The organism is Pelomonas dachongensis, assembly GCF_043555865.1.
Taxonomy (GTDB): Bacteria; Pseudomonadota; Gammaproteobacteria; order Burkholderiales; family Burkholderiaceae_C; genus Pelomonas; species Pelomonas dachongensis.
In genome coordinates this window covers 286,149-299,400 of the sequence record NZ_JBIGHY010000001.1, presented here as the reverse complement: position 1 = coordinate 299,400, position 13,252 = coordinate 286,149, and the positions used below count along the sequence as shown (strand labels likewise).

The 13,252-nt window shown below is 70.7% G+C and carries 14 protein-coding genes; 2 read left to right on the top strand and 12 right to left on the bottom strand.

All coding sequences use genetic code 11. The features are described from left to right. Positions 1-11: 11 nt before the first annotated feature. From ACG02S_RS01465 to ACG02S_RS01450, 4 genes are read right to left on the bottom strand one after another with little or no spacing between them, the layout of a single operon-like run. A complete protein-coding gene (locus tag ACG02S_RS01465; protein WP_394468666.1) occupies positions 12-1,631 on the bottom strand; it encodes a serine hydrolase domain-containing protein in 1,620 nt (539 codons plus the stop codon). After that, positions 1,628-2,206, bottom strand: a complete 579-nt coding sequence (locus ACG02S_RS01460) for a hypothetical protein (RefSeq protein WP_394468665.1) — start codon at positions 2,204-2,206, stop codon at positions 1,628-1,630. The genes ACG02S_RS01465 and ACG02S_RS01460 overlap by 4 nt, the downstream gene beginning before the upstream one ends. After that, positions 2,203-2,724 (bottom strand): RNA polymerase sigma factor, encoded by a 522-nt coding sequence (locus tag ACG02S_RS01455; RefSeq protein WP_394468664.1) that lies wholly within the window; start codon positions 2,722-2,724, stop codon positions 2,203-2,205. Before ACG02S_RS01455 ends, ACG02S_RS01460 begins: the two co-directional genes overlap by 4 nt. Positions 2,725-2,755: 31 nt before the next feature. Continuing rightward, entirely contained in the window at positions 2,756-3,646 is an 891-nt protein-coding gene (locus ACG02S_RS01450; protein ID WP_394468663.1) for a class I SAM-dependent methyltransferase, read from the bottom strand. A 33-nt stretch (positions 3,647-3,679) separates the two neighbouring features. On the opposite strand from ACG02S_RS01450, the gene ACG02S_RS01445 reads away from it, so the two are divergent. Then, a complete protein-coding gene (locus ACG02S_RS01445; RefSeq protein WP_394468662.1) occupies positions 3,680-4,591 on the top strand; it encodes a glutaminase in 912 nt (303 codons plus the stop codon). On the opposite strand, the gene ACG02S_RS01440 is transcribed toward ACG02S_RS01445, so the two are convergent. The 5 genes from ACG02S_RS01440 to ACG02S_RS01420 form a co-directional block, all read right to left on the bottom strand. Next, positions 4,588-5,199 (bottom strand): redoxin domain-containing protein, encoded by a 612-nt coding sequence (locus ACG02S_RS01440; RefSeq protein WP_394468661.1) that lies wholly within the window; start codon positions 5,197-5,199, stop codon positions 4,588-4,590. The two genes, ACG02S_RS01445 and ACG02S_RS01440, sit on opposite strands and share 4 nt — an antisense overlap. A gap of 2 nt (positions 5,200-5,201) precedes the next feature. Next, a complete protein-coding gene (locus tag ACG02S_RS01435; protein ID WP_394468660.1) occupies positions 5,202-7,295 on the bottom strand; it encodes a protein-disulfide reductase DsbD family protein in 2,094 nt (697 codons plus the stop codon). 9 nt (positions 7,296-7,304) lie between these two features. After that, entirely contained in the window at positions 7,305-7,856 is a 552-nt protein-coding gene (locus ACG02S_RS01430) for a tRNA-uridine aminocarboxypropyltransferase (RefSeq protein WP_394468659.1), read from the bottom strand. Beyond that, the gene (locus tag ACG02S_RS01425; RefSeq protein ID WP_394468658.1) at positions 7,853-8,422 is read right to left on the bottom strand and encodes a hypothetical protein; all 570 of its coding nucleotides are present in this window, start codon (positions 8,420-8,422) and stop codon (positions 7,853-7,855) included. Before ACG02S_RS01425 ends, ACG02S_RS01430 begins: the two co-directional genes overlap by 4 nt. A 118-nt stretch (positions 8,423-8,540) precedes the next feature. Next, positions 8,541-8,723 carry a hypothetical protein gene (locus ACG02S_RS01420; protein WP_394468657.1) on the bottom strand — a complete coding sequence of 61 codons (183 nt, stop codon included), beginning with the start codon at positions 8,721-8,723 and terminating at the stop codon, positions 8,541-8,543. Between the two features lie 154 nt (positions 8,724-8,877). Here ACG02S_RS01420 and ACG02S_RS01415 point away from each other — a divergent pair, with 154 nt between their 5' ends. Further along, the gene (locus tag ACG02S_RS01415) at positions 8,878-10,257 is read left to right on the top strand and encodes a leucyl aminopeptidase family protein (protein WP_394468656.1); all 1,380 of its coding nucleotides are present in this window, start codon (positions 8,878-8,880) and stop codon (positions 10,255-10,257) included. Between the two features lie 34 nt (positions 10,258-10,291). On the opposite strand, the gene ACG02S_RS01410 is transcribed toward ACG02S_RS01415, so the two are convergent. The 3 genes from ACG02S_RS01410 to ACG02S_RS01400 form a co-directional block, all read right to left on the bottom strand. Next, the gene (locus ACG02S_RS01410) at positions 10,292-11,263 is read right to left on the bottom strand and encodes a ProQ/FINO family protein (protein ID WP_394468655.1); all 972 of its coding nucleotides are present in this window, start codon (positions 11,261-11,263) and stop codon (positions 10,292-10,294) included. A 114-nt stretch (positions 11,264-11,377) separates the two neighbouring features. Next, a complete protein-coding gene (locus tag ACG02S_RS01405; protein ID WP_394468654.1) occupies positions 11,378-12,052 on the bottom strand; it encodes a DUF4197 domain-containing protein in 675 nt (224 codons plus the stop codon). Positions 12,053-12,157: 105 nt separating this feature from the next. Continuing rightward, on the bottom strand, positions 12,158-13,144 hold the full coding sequence (locus ACG02S_RS01400) for a diguanylate cyclase domain-containing protein (protein WP_394468653.1): 987 nt from the start codon (positions 13,142-13,144) through the stop codon (positions 12,158-12,160). Between the last annotated feature and the right edge of the window lie 108 nt (positions 13,145-13,252).

The following is a 13,252-nucleotide window of genomic DNA, read 5'->3' as shown; positions in this document are numbered from 1 at the left end:
AATTGCGCCAGCTACTGCCTCAACCCGCGCAACCGCTGCCCGCCCTGCAGCAGCACGGCAGCGACGACACGCTGGTCGGCATCGCGCTCGAACGCGACGACGGCGCCGACCACCTTGATCGCTATGCGGTCGGTGCCCGTCACCTCGGCCGCGATAGCCGGCTGGTCGCTGCCCTGCACCATCAACTTCCCCTCGCGCTCGAACACCTTCAGGCTGAACTGAGGCGCCAGCTGGAACTCGCCGGCCCAGTCCTTCCAGGCGGGGTTGGTGATGGTGGGCAGCGCCTCCACCAGGGCCACACGGCGGGCCTGCGTCACGCCGCCGCCCTGCTGCCAGGTGAAGCGCGCGACCGGCTGGCCGTCCGCGGGCGGCTCGGGGCGCAGCAGCGCCGACAGACCCAGCGGGTAGAAGTCACCGCGGCTGTCGTGGCGCAGCTCGAGGGCGGGCTGGCCAGGAACCTGGGCCATCAGCCGGCCATCGGTCTCCGAGATCGTCACGCGCAGGGGGCCCAGCTCGTAGTCTCCGGCCAGCGCCCGGCGCAGCGCGGCCGGCGCCTCGACGGCACGGCGCGGCTGCAGCGGCATGTCCAGGCCCAGCAGCGCGAAGCCGATGTCGCCCAGGCCGCCCAGGTCCGTCAGCGCGGTGTCGGCCAGCACGACGACGGCACGTTGCGCGCCGGGTTCCAGCACCACCAGCGACGAGAAGCCGCCGGTGCCGCCTTCATGCATGACCAGCTCGCGCCCCTGCACGCGGCGCAGCAGCCAGTTCATGCCATAGCCCTGGGCCAGCGGCTGCTGGGTGCGGCGCAGTGGCGCCACGAGCGCCGGCGGGCCGTCGCCCAGTTGGGCGCGGGCATAGCGCACCATGTCGTCCAGCGTGGCCTTGACCATGCCGAAGCCGGCGAGGTTGGTTGCAATGCTCCAGGCCGGCGTGGGCGTGCCGTCGGGCAGGTGGCCGGCGGCGGGTGCCGCGCCCAGCGGGCTGGCGATGTAGGCCGTGGCCATGCCCAGTGGCTTGAACAGCTGCCCGCGCAGCGCGGCCTCCAGATCGCCACCGAGGCTGCAGGCCATTGCAATGGAAAGCACCAGCATGCCGAAGTTGGAGTATTCGGGCTGGCTGCCGATCGGGCGCGCCAGCTGCACCTGCTTCAGCGCGGCCAGCACCTGGGCCTCGGTCAGCGAGGCGTAGGGGTCGGCGGGGTTGACGACGGACAAGCCGGGCGGCAGCGCGGGCAGGCCGCTGGTGTGCGTGACGAGGTCGCGGACGAGGATCTGGCGTTCGCCCTGGCGCGGCACGGCCGTGCCCTCGGGCAGGTGGCGGGCTATTGCGTCGTCCAGCGACCAGCGGCCCGTGTCGACCAGCCCGGCCACCAGCGCCGCGGCCATGGTCTTGGTGACCGACCCGATTTCGAAGGCAGCGCCCGCCGCCGGCGCGCCGCCCTCGCGCGTGCCGGCGCAGCGCACGGCGCGCCAGACCTTGCCCGGCTCGATGACGGCGGCCTGCACGCACGTGCCGCTGCGGTCGCCGTCGAAGCGGGTGGCGAGCAGCTTCTCGATATCTGCGTCGCTCGCTGGGAGCGCCATGGCAAACATGGGCAGGCAAGTGAGGGCGGCGAACAGGGGGCGTGTCATGCCATGTCCTCTCGGGTCAGTTGATCCAGCTTGTCGATTCGGCGTTGCAGCCGGCGTGCGCCGTGAAGGTTGAGCAGCACGACACCGCCCAGCACCGCCGCGACGAAGACAAAGATCCACGGCTGCCAGAAGCCGTTCTCGATCTGCCGCCCGCACAGGAACAGGACCATGCCGGGGACCGACGGCGCGACGTACCAGAGCCAGACTGAGCGCAGCGCCTCGCGCTGGCGGACCAGTTCCCCGCGGTGGAAGGCCAGCAAGCTGCAGGCCCAGGCTTCGGGCAGTGGCCGCGCCGACGCGCGCCGGTGCATCTGCCACTGCGTGAAGCAGCCGCCTGCCACGACGAGCAGCGCGCCGAGCTTGCTCAGCCAATGCGGAAAGAACCAGGCGAAGAACAGGAAGGTCGGCGCGAGCAGGGCCGCCACGAGGGTCTCGCGTCGGTTGCGCCGCGACACAACGCGCTGCAGCTTCACGGCCTGCTCCGCCAGTGCCTGCGACTGGAGGGGCTGCAGCGCTGGCAGGTCCTGTTCGCGCCACAGATTGCGTGCGCCGTCTTCGGCCGAATGCGTGGTCATCGCGGGCTCCTAGTGGCGCTCAGCTGGCTGGCCAGCAGCGCCTTGATGCGATGGATCTTGGTGGCGACATTGCGGGTCGACAGGCCGGTGATGTCGGCGATGCTGGCGGCGTCAAGCTCCTCCAGGTATAGCAGCATCAACTCGCGGTCCAGCGGCGCGAGGCGGTGCACCAGCGCCAGCACGCGCTGCAGATCCAGCCGGCGTTCGGTGTGGCCGGGGTCCAGGCGTTCGTCGGGCAGGTGCTCGATCTCTTCCAGCGCCAGCATCTGCGCCTTGCCCGCGTGGTGCTGCACATGCCGCGCGCCGACGTTGTGTGCCACGCGGTAGACCCAGGTGCGCAGCGAGCAGTCGCCGCGGAAGGCGGCCAGGCTCTGCCACAGCGCCAGGTGTAGCTCTTGCTGCAGCTCCTGGCGCAAGACCGGGTCGCGCTCGTAGCCGTGGCAGCAGCGCGCCAGCTCGGCGCCATGGGCCGCCAGGGCCTGGCGGTAGCGCGTGTCCTGCGATGAATCAGGGGTCATGCAGCAGGTAGTGACCGCGCCGCAGACTTTCTTACAGCCGGTACGCGAGCACCTTGAGGCTGCGGTCTTCGGAGACGTCCTGGAACGCCGCAGGGTTGGCCACGCGCTCAACGAAGCTCAGCTCGGGCGCATTGGCCTCCACCGCCTCGCGCAGGAAGGCTTCGCCCAGCTCCGGCGCGTTCAGGCACAGCAGCGCGTGGCCACCGGGCGCCAGCAGCGCGGGCAGGCGCCGGGCCAGCCGCGCATAGTCCTTGGTCGCGACGAAGCTGCCCTTCTGGAAGCTGGGCGGGTCGCAGACGACCAGGTCGTAGGGCCCGCCGCGCGTCAGCTTGCTCCAGGAGTTGAAGATGTCGTGGGCCAGGAACTTGGCGCCCGTCTTCACACCGTTGAGTTCATGGTTGGTGCGGCCAGTGGCGAGCGCACCTGACGCCATGTCCACATTGACCACCTCGGCCGCGCCAGCCTGCAGCGCGACGACCGAGAACGCGCAGCTGTAGGCGAACAGGTTCAGCACCTTGGCGCCGGGCTTGACGTGCTCGCGCACCCAGCACCGGCCGCTGGCCATGTCCAGGAACAGGCCGTGGTTCTGGCCGCGCAGCAGGTGCACGACGTAGCGCGTGCCCGCCTCGGTGACGACATGCGGCTCGGGCACGGCGCCCGCCATGATCCGCGTCTCGGCGCCTTCGCCGCGGCACTGGTAGACCCAGGCCAGCGCGTCGCCGAAGCGCGACGTCAACGCCTGACCGACAGCAGCCAGCGCGGCCTCGTCCAGCGGCTTGAAGGCTGTCAGCAGCAGTACCGGCGGGAAGGCATCGAGCGCCAGGTGCTCGCAGCCGGGGAACAGGCCGCCGCGGCCGTGGAACAGGCGCTGGGCGTCCGTGGGGAGGTCCATCGTCGCGATGGCATCGAGCAGGGCTTGCATGGGTCGGCATTCTCAAGTCCAGAATCACTGCCCATGGACTTTCAACTTGTTCTCGACCAGATCAACACCGAACTGCGCCCGCTGATGGGCCAGGGCGGCCAGGTGGCCCGCTACATCCCGGCGCTGGCCCGCGTGTCACCCCTGCAGTTCGGCATCGCGCTGCGCACCTGCGAGGGCGAGACCGCACAGGCCGGCGACAGCGCCGTGCCCTTCTCCATCCAGAGCATGTCCAAGGTGTTCTCGCTGACGCTGGCGATCAAGGCGCTGGACGAGGCGCTGTGGGACCGCATCGGCCGCGAGCCGTCGGGCAGCCCGTTCAACTCGCTGGTGCAGCTGGAGAGCGAGCGTGGCATCCCGCGCAACCCCTTCATCAACGCCGGCGCCATCGCCGTGGCGGACCGGCTGGTCAGCCAGGCAGACGCGCTGCCGGAGCTGCTGCGCCTGCTGTCCGGTCTGTGCGGCGAGGCCGTGCAGGTGGACGCCGAGGTGGCGCAGTCCGAGGCCGACACGGGTTTTCGCAACACGGCGCTGGCCAATTTCATGAAGGCTTTCGGGACGCTGGACAACGACGTGGCCGAGGTGCTGGCCGTGTACTTCCACCAGTGCGCCATCCACATGAGCTGCGAACAGGTGGCATGCGCGGCCGGCTACCTGTGCCGCGACGGACGGCATCCGCTGGCCGGGCCGGACGTCATCAGCGCCACGCAGACCCGGCGCATCAACGCACTGATGCTGACCTGCGGCACCTACGATGCGGCCGGCGAGTTCGCCTTTCGCATCGGGCTGCCGTCCAAGAGCGGCGTGGGCGGCGGCATCGTCGCGGTGGTGCCGGACCGCCTCACGTTGTGCGTGTGGTCCCCCGCGCTGGACGCGACGGGCAACTCCTTCCTCGGGCGCCAGGCGCTGGAGCTGTTCGTCGCGAAGACAGGGCTGTCGGTTTTTTAGCTCGCGTACTTGATGGAGCAGCCATACGGCCGCGTGCTGGCCTTCTCGACCTTCTTGCCTGCCGCCACATCGGCGAGCGCCAGCTTCACATAGGGCTCGGCCTTGGCGATGTCGTCCACCTTGGCGGTGGCGATGCTGTCGATGCCGCCCTTGTAGGCCAGCGTGCCATCGCCACGGATGACGTACATGTGCGGCGTAGTCTGCGCGCCGTAGGCCTTGCCGATCTCGCCCTTCGGGTCCAGCAGCGTGGCGGCCGGTGCGGCGCCTCGGTCGGCGTTGAGCTTCCTGGCGGTGGCACCGTCGACGAAGCCTTGCTGGCCTGGGGCCGACGAGACCACCTGCAGCCACACCACGCCTTGCGCAGCGGCCTCTTTCTGCTGGGTCTGCATGTTGCCGCCGTAGTGCTTCTTGACGTAGGGGCAGTCGTGGTTGGTCCACTCCAGCACCACCGTCTTGCCCTTGTAGTCGGCCAGGTTGACGGTCTTGCCATCGGCGGTGGTGGCGGTGAACGCCGGCGCGGCAGCATCCACGCTGGCATTGGCGAACGCCAGCACCGGCGCCGCAACGGCGGCAGCGATCAGCGAACGGCGAAGCAGATTCAACGTCATGTCTAACTCCTGGAGGCGGGGGGGGCGGAAGAGACGGCCTCGATGACGAGACCGGGGGTGAGGATCTGCGGCAGCACCTGGGCCTCGGCGGCGCCGGGCGCGTAGTACAGGTACAGCGGCACGCCGGAGCGGCCATGGGCCCTCAGCACGGCGGTGATCTTGGGGTCCTCGCGGGTCCAGTCGCCCTTCAGGTAGGCGATGCCGGCCTGGCTGAAGGCCGCCTGCACCTCAGGGCGCGACAGCGCCACGCGCTCGTTGACCAGGCAGGAGATGCACCACGACGCCGTCATGTTGACGAACACCGGCTTGTTCTGCGCACGCAGCTCGGCCAGGCGCTCGGCGCTGTAGGCCTCGTGGCTGGCCGACGCGGCCGGCGTGGCGGCATCTACCGGCTTGATGGCCGTCGTCAGTCCCAGCGCCAGCACGACGCCGGCCACCGCCGCGACCGTGCCCACGGTGCTCACGCCGCTGGCATTGCGCCACCACAGGCCGAAGGCGATGATCACCAGGCCCAGCAGCGCCAGCGCCACGCCGTCCGGCCCGGCCTGCTGCGCCAGCACCCACAGCAGCCACACGACGGCGGCATACATCGGGAAGGCCAGGAACTGCTTGAAGGTGTCCATCCACGCCCCCGGCCGCGGCAGCCAGCGCTGCGCCGCCGGCCAGAAGGCCAGCACCAGGAAGGGCAGCGCCAGGCCCAGGCCCAGCGCCAGGAACACGGCCAGCATCACCGCTGCCGGCTGGCTCAGCGCGAATGCCAGCGCCGCGCCCATGAACGGCGCCGTGCACGGCGTGGCCACGACGGCTGCCAGCACGCCGGTGAAGAAGCTGCCCGCCAGACCCTGCTTGGCGGCCAGGCCGGAGCCGATGCCGGTGAAGCTGCCGCCGACGTCGAAGAAGCCCGACAGGTTCAGGCCCACCAGGAACAGCAGGTACGCCACCACCCCCACGAACACCGGCGAGTGGAACTGGAAGCCCCAGCCCACCTGCTGGCCGCCAGCGCGCAGCGCGATCAGCACGGCCGCCAGCACCGCGAAGCTGGCCAGCACGCCGGCCGTGTAGGCCAGGCCCTCGGCCTTGTGGTTGCCGCCGCCCACCAGCGTCAACGCCTTGATGGACAACACCGGGAACACGCAAGGCATCAGGTTCAGGATCAGCCCGCCCACCAGCGCCAGCGCTAGCGCGGGCAGCAGGCCAAGCTCGCTGCCGGGCGCAGGCGCCGCTGCCGGCGCCGCAGCGGCCGGCGCGCTCAGGTCGGCCGGGCCGGGGCCCTTGCCGGCGCCTTCGGGCATGGGAGCGGTGACGGTCCAGGCCTGCTCGCCGTTGGCGGAGGTCAGCACCAGCACGCCGGACAGCGGCTGGCCCGCCTTCACCGGTTCTTCGCCCGCGGGCAGCTCCAACGTCCAGCCGTCAGTGCCGGCCTTCAGCGCCTGCGGGGCGCTGTGCGTGACGGCGCCCCAGGTGTCGGCGAAGAAATAGGCCTTGGTGACGCCCCCCAGCGTGCCGGCGAGCTGCACGCCCTGCGCGGCCGGCTGGATCTGCACGTCGAACGATGCGGGCTGGGGAATGGCGCGGCGCCATTCGTCGATCTGCGCGGCATCCGGCCCCGGCTGGCCGGCCGCCGCCACGGGCAGGTCCAGCCCCAGCGTGACCTGCTCGGGGATGCACACATCCTTGCAGACCAGCCAGCGCACCTCGGCCACCGGCTTGAAACGGGCGCCGGCCTTGGCGCCGGGAGGCACGGTCAGCTCCACCAGCAGCGCCGGGCGGCCCTCATAGCCGTAGTTGACCAGCGGGCCGATGGGCTGCACGGCCGGCGTGGGCCACTGGATGGGGCCGGCCTCGGTGCCGCTCCACTCGATAGTGGTGGCCTGGCCGGAGTCGCCCGGGTTGAGCCAGTAGGTGTGCCAGTGCGCCTTGATGTCCTGCTCCAGCGCGACGGTGAAGCGCTGGCCAGGTGCGACGCTGGCCTGGCTGGACACCAGGCGGGCCTTCACATGCTCGGTGGCCGCCTCGGGCGAGGCCGCGGACGCGAACGGCGGCAGGGCCAGCATGGCCAGCAAGGCCAGGGAAATGGATCGCAGGAAGGCAGGCATCCCGAAATGCTAGGCCAAACCCGTTGCCCTTCTGTAAAGCCCGGCTTGGACGAAGGCCTCGAACGCCGCCCACAGCGGCTCGAAGCGCTCGGGATGCCCCTCCAGCAGCGACAGCGCATGCAGCCCGGCCTCCAGCGTGGACAGCTGGCCCGGCCGGTGTGCCCGGCGTATCGCATAGCAGCCGGGCAGGTCCGGCAGTGCCAGCCGCGGCAGCGCGCCCAGCCACGGGTTGCCGGCAAGCAGGCGGCGGCTCTGGCGCCAGCTGCCGTCCAGCAGGATGAATCGCTCCACTGCAGCCGGCAGAGGCGCGCCGCCTTCGCCGGGATAGACCAGCGCGGTGCCGGGGCCGGCCAGCACGGCGTCGAACACCTCGCCGCGCAGCCGGCGCGCGCGCTGCAGCCCCAGCGTCAGCAGCGCCGTGGTGTTCTTGGCATGGCCTGCCTCGGCAGGGTGCTGCAGGATCAGCAGCTCGGTGCGGTGCGCCACCGGCGCCACCGGCAGCATTGCGCACAGGCAGGTCGGCGCCGGCCGCTCGCAGCGCGGGCAGACCGCGCGCTTCAATGCGGCGGGATGACGCTGTGTGGGGCCAGCGTGGACACCGTGCTGTCGGCATCGCCCGCGTGAGCGTGCTCCTGGGTGCGCCGCTGCGAGCGACTGCTGGGCAGGTTCAACTGCTTTCGGCGGGCCAGGTTGCCGGCCACCCAGGCCCCACCCAGCACGCCGAACACGTTCAGCGCGCCGAACAGCGGCGCGGCGCCGGACGACAGCAACAACGTCTGCATGGGCGCGGAATAGGCGCGCGGCTTCAGCGCGAAGCTGAACGCTCCGAAGATCAGCCAGCCCGCCCAGGCCAGACCGATGCCCGTCATGAGCCAGCCGATGTAGGGCTTGTGGCGCCGACGCGAGGGACGCAGGGTCAGGTAAGCCCAGACCAGCGCGACCAGGAACAGCACCAGCGCGATGGCGATGGCCTCGCCCGCCATGACCGGCAGGCTGTTGCGCCCCCCCAGCGACGTGTAGACCTGACGCGGGAGGCCGATCTGCGCGTACTGAATGGCGGCGCCCGTACCAAAGCAGTACAACAGGGCGCCCGAGACGAAGGCGATGGAACGACGGGCGGCTTTCATGAGCCGTGATTGTCCGCGCTGACGATCAGCGCGCCGCCCAGGGATTCCGAGCGGCCAAAAACAAGGCCCGTCATCCAGCGGCGGACGCGGGCCGGGCAGTCAGCAACGGCGGGGCCGCTCAGCGCTTGCGGTCGAAGCGCTGCGCACGGGCCAGGCCGCGGCGTTCGCCGCTGTAGAAACCAGTGTCGAAGGCTTCGTGCTTGCGGCCCTTGTCAACGGATTCCTCGGCGGTCCACGCCGTGCCGATCTCGGGCGCGGGGAGGCGACGGGGCTGGGGTTCGTGGCGGGTCAAAACTTTCATCGTGGCTTGGGGCCTGTTGCCAGGCCGTCTCGCGTTGGGTACGACGCGATTGGGAGGCACAACGCGGCGCCGACACCGGCCGTTGACAGCGCTTCAACACTTCCTTGCACTCCTTTCATGCCGACAATCCCGGTATCGCCACCGTGAACGCACCATGACCGTCAAGCTCAAGAAGTCCATCCCGGCCAAGGCCATTCCCATCACCGTCGTCGACCGTGCGGCCTTCGAGGCGCTGGCGCCCACGCTGCCCGAGGCGACCCGCCACTGGCTGGCGACGGTCGGCTTCGTCGGCGCGCCTGACAGCCATGCGCTGGTGCCCGGCGCCAACGGCCGGCTGGGCCGGGTGTTCGCCGGCATCGCGCACACGGCCCATCCGTTCGCGCTGGCGGCGCTCCCGCTGGCGCTGCCCGAGGGCGAGTACGGCCTGGACGTCGCCGGCCTGACGCTACTGCCGGAAAGCGCGGCGATGTCGTGGGAGCTGGGTGGCTACCGCTTCGACCTCTACAAGCCGGCCCGGCGCGCGCCGGCCACGCTGTGGCTGAAGCCGGGTGCGGATGCCGAACGCGGCCTCGCACTGGCCGCCGCCATCGCGGCGACGCGCGACCTGGTCAACACGCCGGCCGAGCACATGGGCCCGGCCGAGCTGGCCGGCGCCGCAAAGATGCTGAGCCAGCAGTACGGCGCCACGTTCAGCGAGATCGTCGGCGACGCGCTGCTGAAGAAGAACTTCCCGAGCATCCATGCGGTTGGCCGTGCGAGCACGCGCTCACCTCGCCTGATCGAGCTGAACTGGGGCAATCCCAAGCACCCCAAGCTCTCGCTGGTCGGCAAGGGCGTCTGCTTCGACACCGGCGGCCTGAACATCAAGGGCGGCGACGGCATGCGCCAGATGAAGAAGGACATGGGCGGTGCGGCCAATGCGCTGGGCCTGGCCACGCTGATCATGGCGCTGAAGCTGCCCGTGCGGCTGCAGCTGCTGATCCCAGCGGTCGAGAACTCGATCTCGGGCAACGCCTACCGGCCCGGCGACGTCATCAAGACGCGCAAGGGCCTGCACATCGAGATCGGCAACACCGACGCCGAGGGCCGCGTCGTCCTGTGCGATGCATTGGCCTATGCGGCCGAGGGCGCACCCGACCTGGTCATCGACCTGGCCACGCTGACGGGCGCCGCGCGCGTGGCGCTGGGTGCGCAGCTGCCGGCGCTGTTCGCCAAGCACATGGACACGGCGCGCGACCTGGTCGACCTGGGCCTGAAGCTGGACGACCCGCTGTGGCACATGCCGCTGTGGGCGCCGTATCACGCGGGCATCGAGAGCACCATCGGCGACATCGTCAACACGGGCAAGAGCGCGCTGGCCGGCGCCATCAACGCGGCGCTGTTCCTGGAAGACTTCCTGCCGCCGACGCAGGACTGGCTGCACGTGGACCTGTTCGCGTGGAACGACGCGCCCCGCGCCGGCCGCCCAGTGGGCGGCGAGGCGCAGACCATCCGCACCCTACTGGCCTACCTGGAGCAGCGCTACGCCGCCTGAATCTCGACCGCGGCTCGTTGAAGCCGCGAGCTGATCACTCCGCGGTCTGGTCCTTGGCCGGCTGCTGATCGGCGGCCGGCTCGGCCTTGGCAGCCTGGGCCGCCTGCAGGGCTTGAGCCATCTGGGACGGCACGGCCTGCTCCGGCTGCTGAGGCGCAGGCTTGCGGGCCGGCTGCTGTGGGCGGCCGCCCTCACCACGCGGCGGGCGATCACCGCGCGGGGTCTGGTCGCGCCGGCCGCCTTCCGAACGTTGCTCGGGGCGACGCGGGCCACGACCTTCGGGCCGGCCGCCACCACCGCCACCGGGGCGGCGGTCATCACGGCGCAAACCATCGCGACGGTCATCGCGGCGCGCGTCACGCGGCGGGGCCGGTGGGGCCTCGGCGCGTTCCTTGCGGGCGATCTCCAGCAGACCCTGCAGTTCCTCGGGCTGCACGCCCTTGAGTACGCAGAAGTTGGCCTCGGTCAGCGTGGTGCGCTCGAAGTCCCACAGCAGCTGACCGCGGTTGCGGCGCTGCTGGGCTTCCAGCTGTTGCTGCTGCTGCTCTGCCTGCTCGCGCTCCTGCTTCAGGCCCTTGCGACGGGTCAGTTCTTCTTTCGCGGCGCTCAGGTGCTCCTCACTGATCTCGCCGGCAGGTTGGCCGTCGAGGTCGAAGCGGGTCTTGGCCTGCGTCAGCGCGATCAGATAGCCCGTGCTGCCCGTGTGGCGCCGCAGGAAGGCGCTCAGCTGCGCTTTGCTGAACTTGCCCGGCGCGCGTTCCTGGATGTCGGCCTGGATGCGCAGCTTGACCGGCTTGGGCTTGCCGGTGAACAGCGCCGGGAACATGGCCTTCAGCTCGGCGCTCGCGTCGACGGCCGGCGCGGCCGCGCCGGGAGCCGCCTCAGCGGCCGCCTCGGGGGCTGCCTCAGGGGCGTCTTCAGCGGCCACTTCAGCGGGCGCAGCGGCTTCGGGCAAGGTGGCCTCGGGTGCGGGCGCGGCAGGTGCCGGTTCGTCGGACGGGGACACGGGATCGGGAAGATCGGAATTCATCGCAAAGCCGTCGAAGCGGCAGCAAACAGGCAAGGGGCGGGATTGTCGGCCATCGGGCCGATCTGCACGCCATCTCCTCCATCGCGCCGGTTACAACCTGCCGAACACCTTCTTCAGGATCGCGCTCCCGGTCCCGACCGGATCCCTGCGGATCTTCTTCTCCTCCTCGCCGATGATGCGGTACAGGCCATCCAGCGCCTTGCCCGTGACGTACTGCTGGATGTTGGCGTCCTCGTCGCGCACAAGGCCGAAACCGGAGGCCTTCTTGGCCACGGCGTTGTACTTGTCGGCCAGCGACACGCGCTGCGTGGCCCGGGTCACGATGGGCAGGAACTGCGCCTGCAGCGGCGTGCGGGTCTTGTCGGCGAAGAACTGCGTTGCCGAGTCGTCGCCGCCGCGCAGCACCTTCAAGCCGTCCTCGACGCTCATGTTCTTCACGGCGCTGATCAGCAGCGGCCGGGCGGCCGGCACGGCGGCCTCCGCGGCGCGGTTCATCGCGGTGACCAACTCGTCCAGCCGTGCGCCCTGGCCGGTGGCGCGCAGCAACTTGCCGGCGTCCTTCAGGTAGCCGGGCAGTTCGATCTTCACGAGCGGGTTGCCGAGGAAGCCATCCGTGCGCCCCAGCAGCGATACAGCGGCCACCGCGCCGCGTTCCAGCGCGGTGCGGATGCCGGCGTTGGCATCCCCTTCCGTCAGGTTCATGGCCCAGGCGGGGCGCAGCAGGCACAACGCCGGGGCGCTGGCAATGAGAAGGCGGCGTTGCATCGCAGATCTCCGGTGGACAGCAAGCCCATCTTCCCACTCCCGCAGGCCGAGCGCCGGGCTCGTCCGCGTTCATCCGCGTTCAGCGGCGCGCGACCCGACGAGGGCTCACGCGACCTGTCGCGCCCGCTTCTGCTCGTACATGCGCTGGTCGGCCAGGTCGATGAGCTGGCTGAACTCGCTGCCGTCCTCGGGGAAGCAGGCCGCCCCCATGCTGGCGCCGACGGGCAGCGAGCGGCCCTCGAACAGGAAGCTGCCGTTGATCTGCCCCGACAGGCGGTTCATCGTGGCCTCCAGCCCGCCCTCGGCAGCCAGCGGGCGCAACAGCACGCCGAACTCGTCCCCGCCCAGACGCGCCGCGGTGTCGGACTGGCGCACGCCGGCGCTGAGCCGCCGCGAGAACTCCAGCAGCGCGGCATCGCCGGCGCGATGGCCGAAGCGGTCGTTGATGGGCTTGAGCCCGTTCATGTCCAGCATCATGACCGCCAGCGGCTGGCCATCACGCACCGCCTGCGACAGCGACGCACGCAGCCGGTCCAGGAACAGCGCGCGGTTGGGCAGGTCGGTCAGGCCGTCGTGCGTGGCCTGGTGGAACAGCTCGCTCGGCGCGTAGCTGGAGGCGTAGTACATCGCCGCGCCGACCAGCTCGGACAGCATCTCCAGCACGACCAGGTCGCGGTCGGCGAACTGCGCGGGGTGACGCGACATCGCCTTCAGCACACCCACCGTCTCGCCCTCGTGACGCAGCGGCACGACCAGCATGGCGCGCAGGCCCAGCGCGAGGCAGGCGGCGCGGTTGGCGCGGGGATCGGCGAGTGCGTCGTCGCAGCGCTGGGCGCGGCCCAGGCGCAGACAGTCACCGGACAGGCTGTTGTCCAGGGCCAGCCGCAGACCGAGGCTGCCCTGGGCCATGCCGGCGGTGGCGCGGTAGACCATCTCCTGGCCCTCGCATAGCTCGACGGCGGCGCCATCGGCCGCCACCAGCCCCAGCGTGCGCTGCACCACCAGCTGCATCAGCGCGGCCAGGTCCAACCCCAGCTTCGCCACCTCGGTCTGGATGGCGATCACTTCCAGCAGCTTCTCTCTGCTCGGCACCTTAGCTCTCCTTGCCGTCGTCCGTCGTTGGACGCGGCCCCGCGGCTCGTGTCGCTCTTGCGGGACATCCCTGTGAAGCGGGAATTTTCACATCTTGACACCCGTGCT

Coding starts and splice junctions, on each gene's coding strand:
- ACG02S_RS01465 (WP_394468666.1), bottom strand. CDS start 1,631: ATGACACGCCCCCTGTTCGCCGCCCTCACTTGCCTGCCCATGTTTGCC.
- ACG02S_RS01460 (WP_394468665.1), bottom strand. CDS start 2,206: ATGACCACGCATTCGGCCGAAGACGGCGCACGCAATCTGTGGCGCGAA.
- ACG02S_RS01455 (WP_394468664.1), bottom strand. CDS start 2,724: ATGACCCCTGATTCATCGCAGGACACGCGCTACCGCCAGGCCCTGGCG.
- ACG02S_RS01450 (WP_394468663.1), bottom strand. CDS start 3,646: ATGCAAGCCCTGCTCGATGCCATCGCGACGATGGACCTCCCCACGGAC.
- ACG02S_RS01445 (WP_394468662.1), top strand. CDS start 3,680: ATGGACTTTCAACTTGTTCTCGACCAGATCAACACCGAACTGCGCCCG.
- ACG02S_RS01440 (WP_394468661.1), bottom strand. CDS start 5,199: ATGACGTTGAATCTGCTTCGCCGTTCGCTGATCGCTGCCGCCGTTGCG.
- ACG02S_RS01435 (WP_394468660.1), bottom strand. CDS start 7,295: ATGCCTGCCTTCCTGCGATCCATTTCCCTGGCCTTGCTGGCCATGCTG.
- ACG02S_RS01425 (WP_394468658.1), bottom strand. CDS start 8,422: ATGAAAGCCGCCCGTCGTTCCATCGCCTTCGTCTCGGGCGCCCTGTTG.
- ACG02S_RS01420 (WP_394468657.1), bottom strand. CDS start 8,723: ATGAAAGTTTTGACCCGCCACGAACCCCAGCCCCGTCGCCTCCCCGCG.
- ACG02S_RS01415 (WP_394468656.1), top strand. CDS start 8,878: ATGACCGTCAAGCTCAAGAAGTCCATCCCGGCCAAGGCCATTCCCATC.
- ACG02S_RS01405 (WP_394468654.1), bottom strand. CDS start 12,052: ATGCAACGCCGCCTTCTCATTGCCAGCGCCCCGGCGTTGTGCCTGCTG.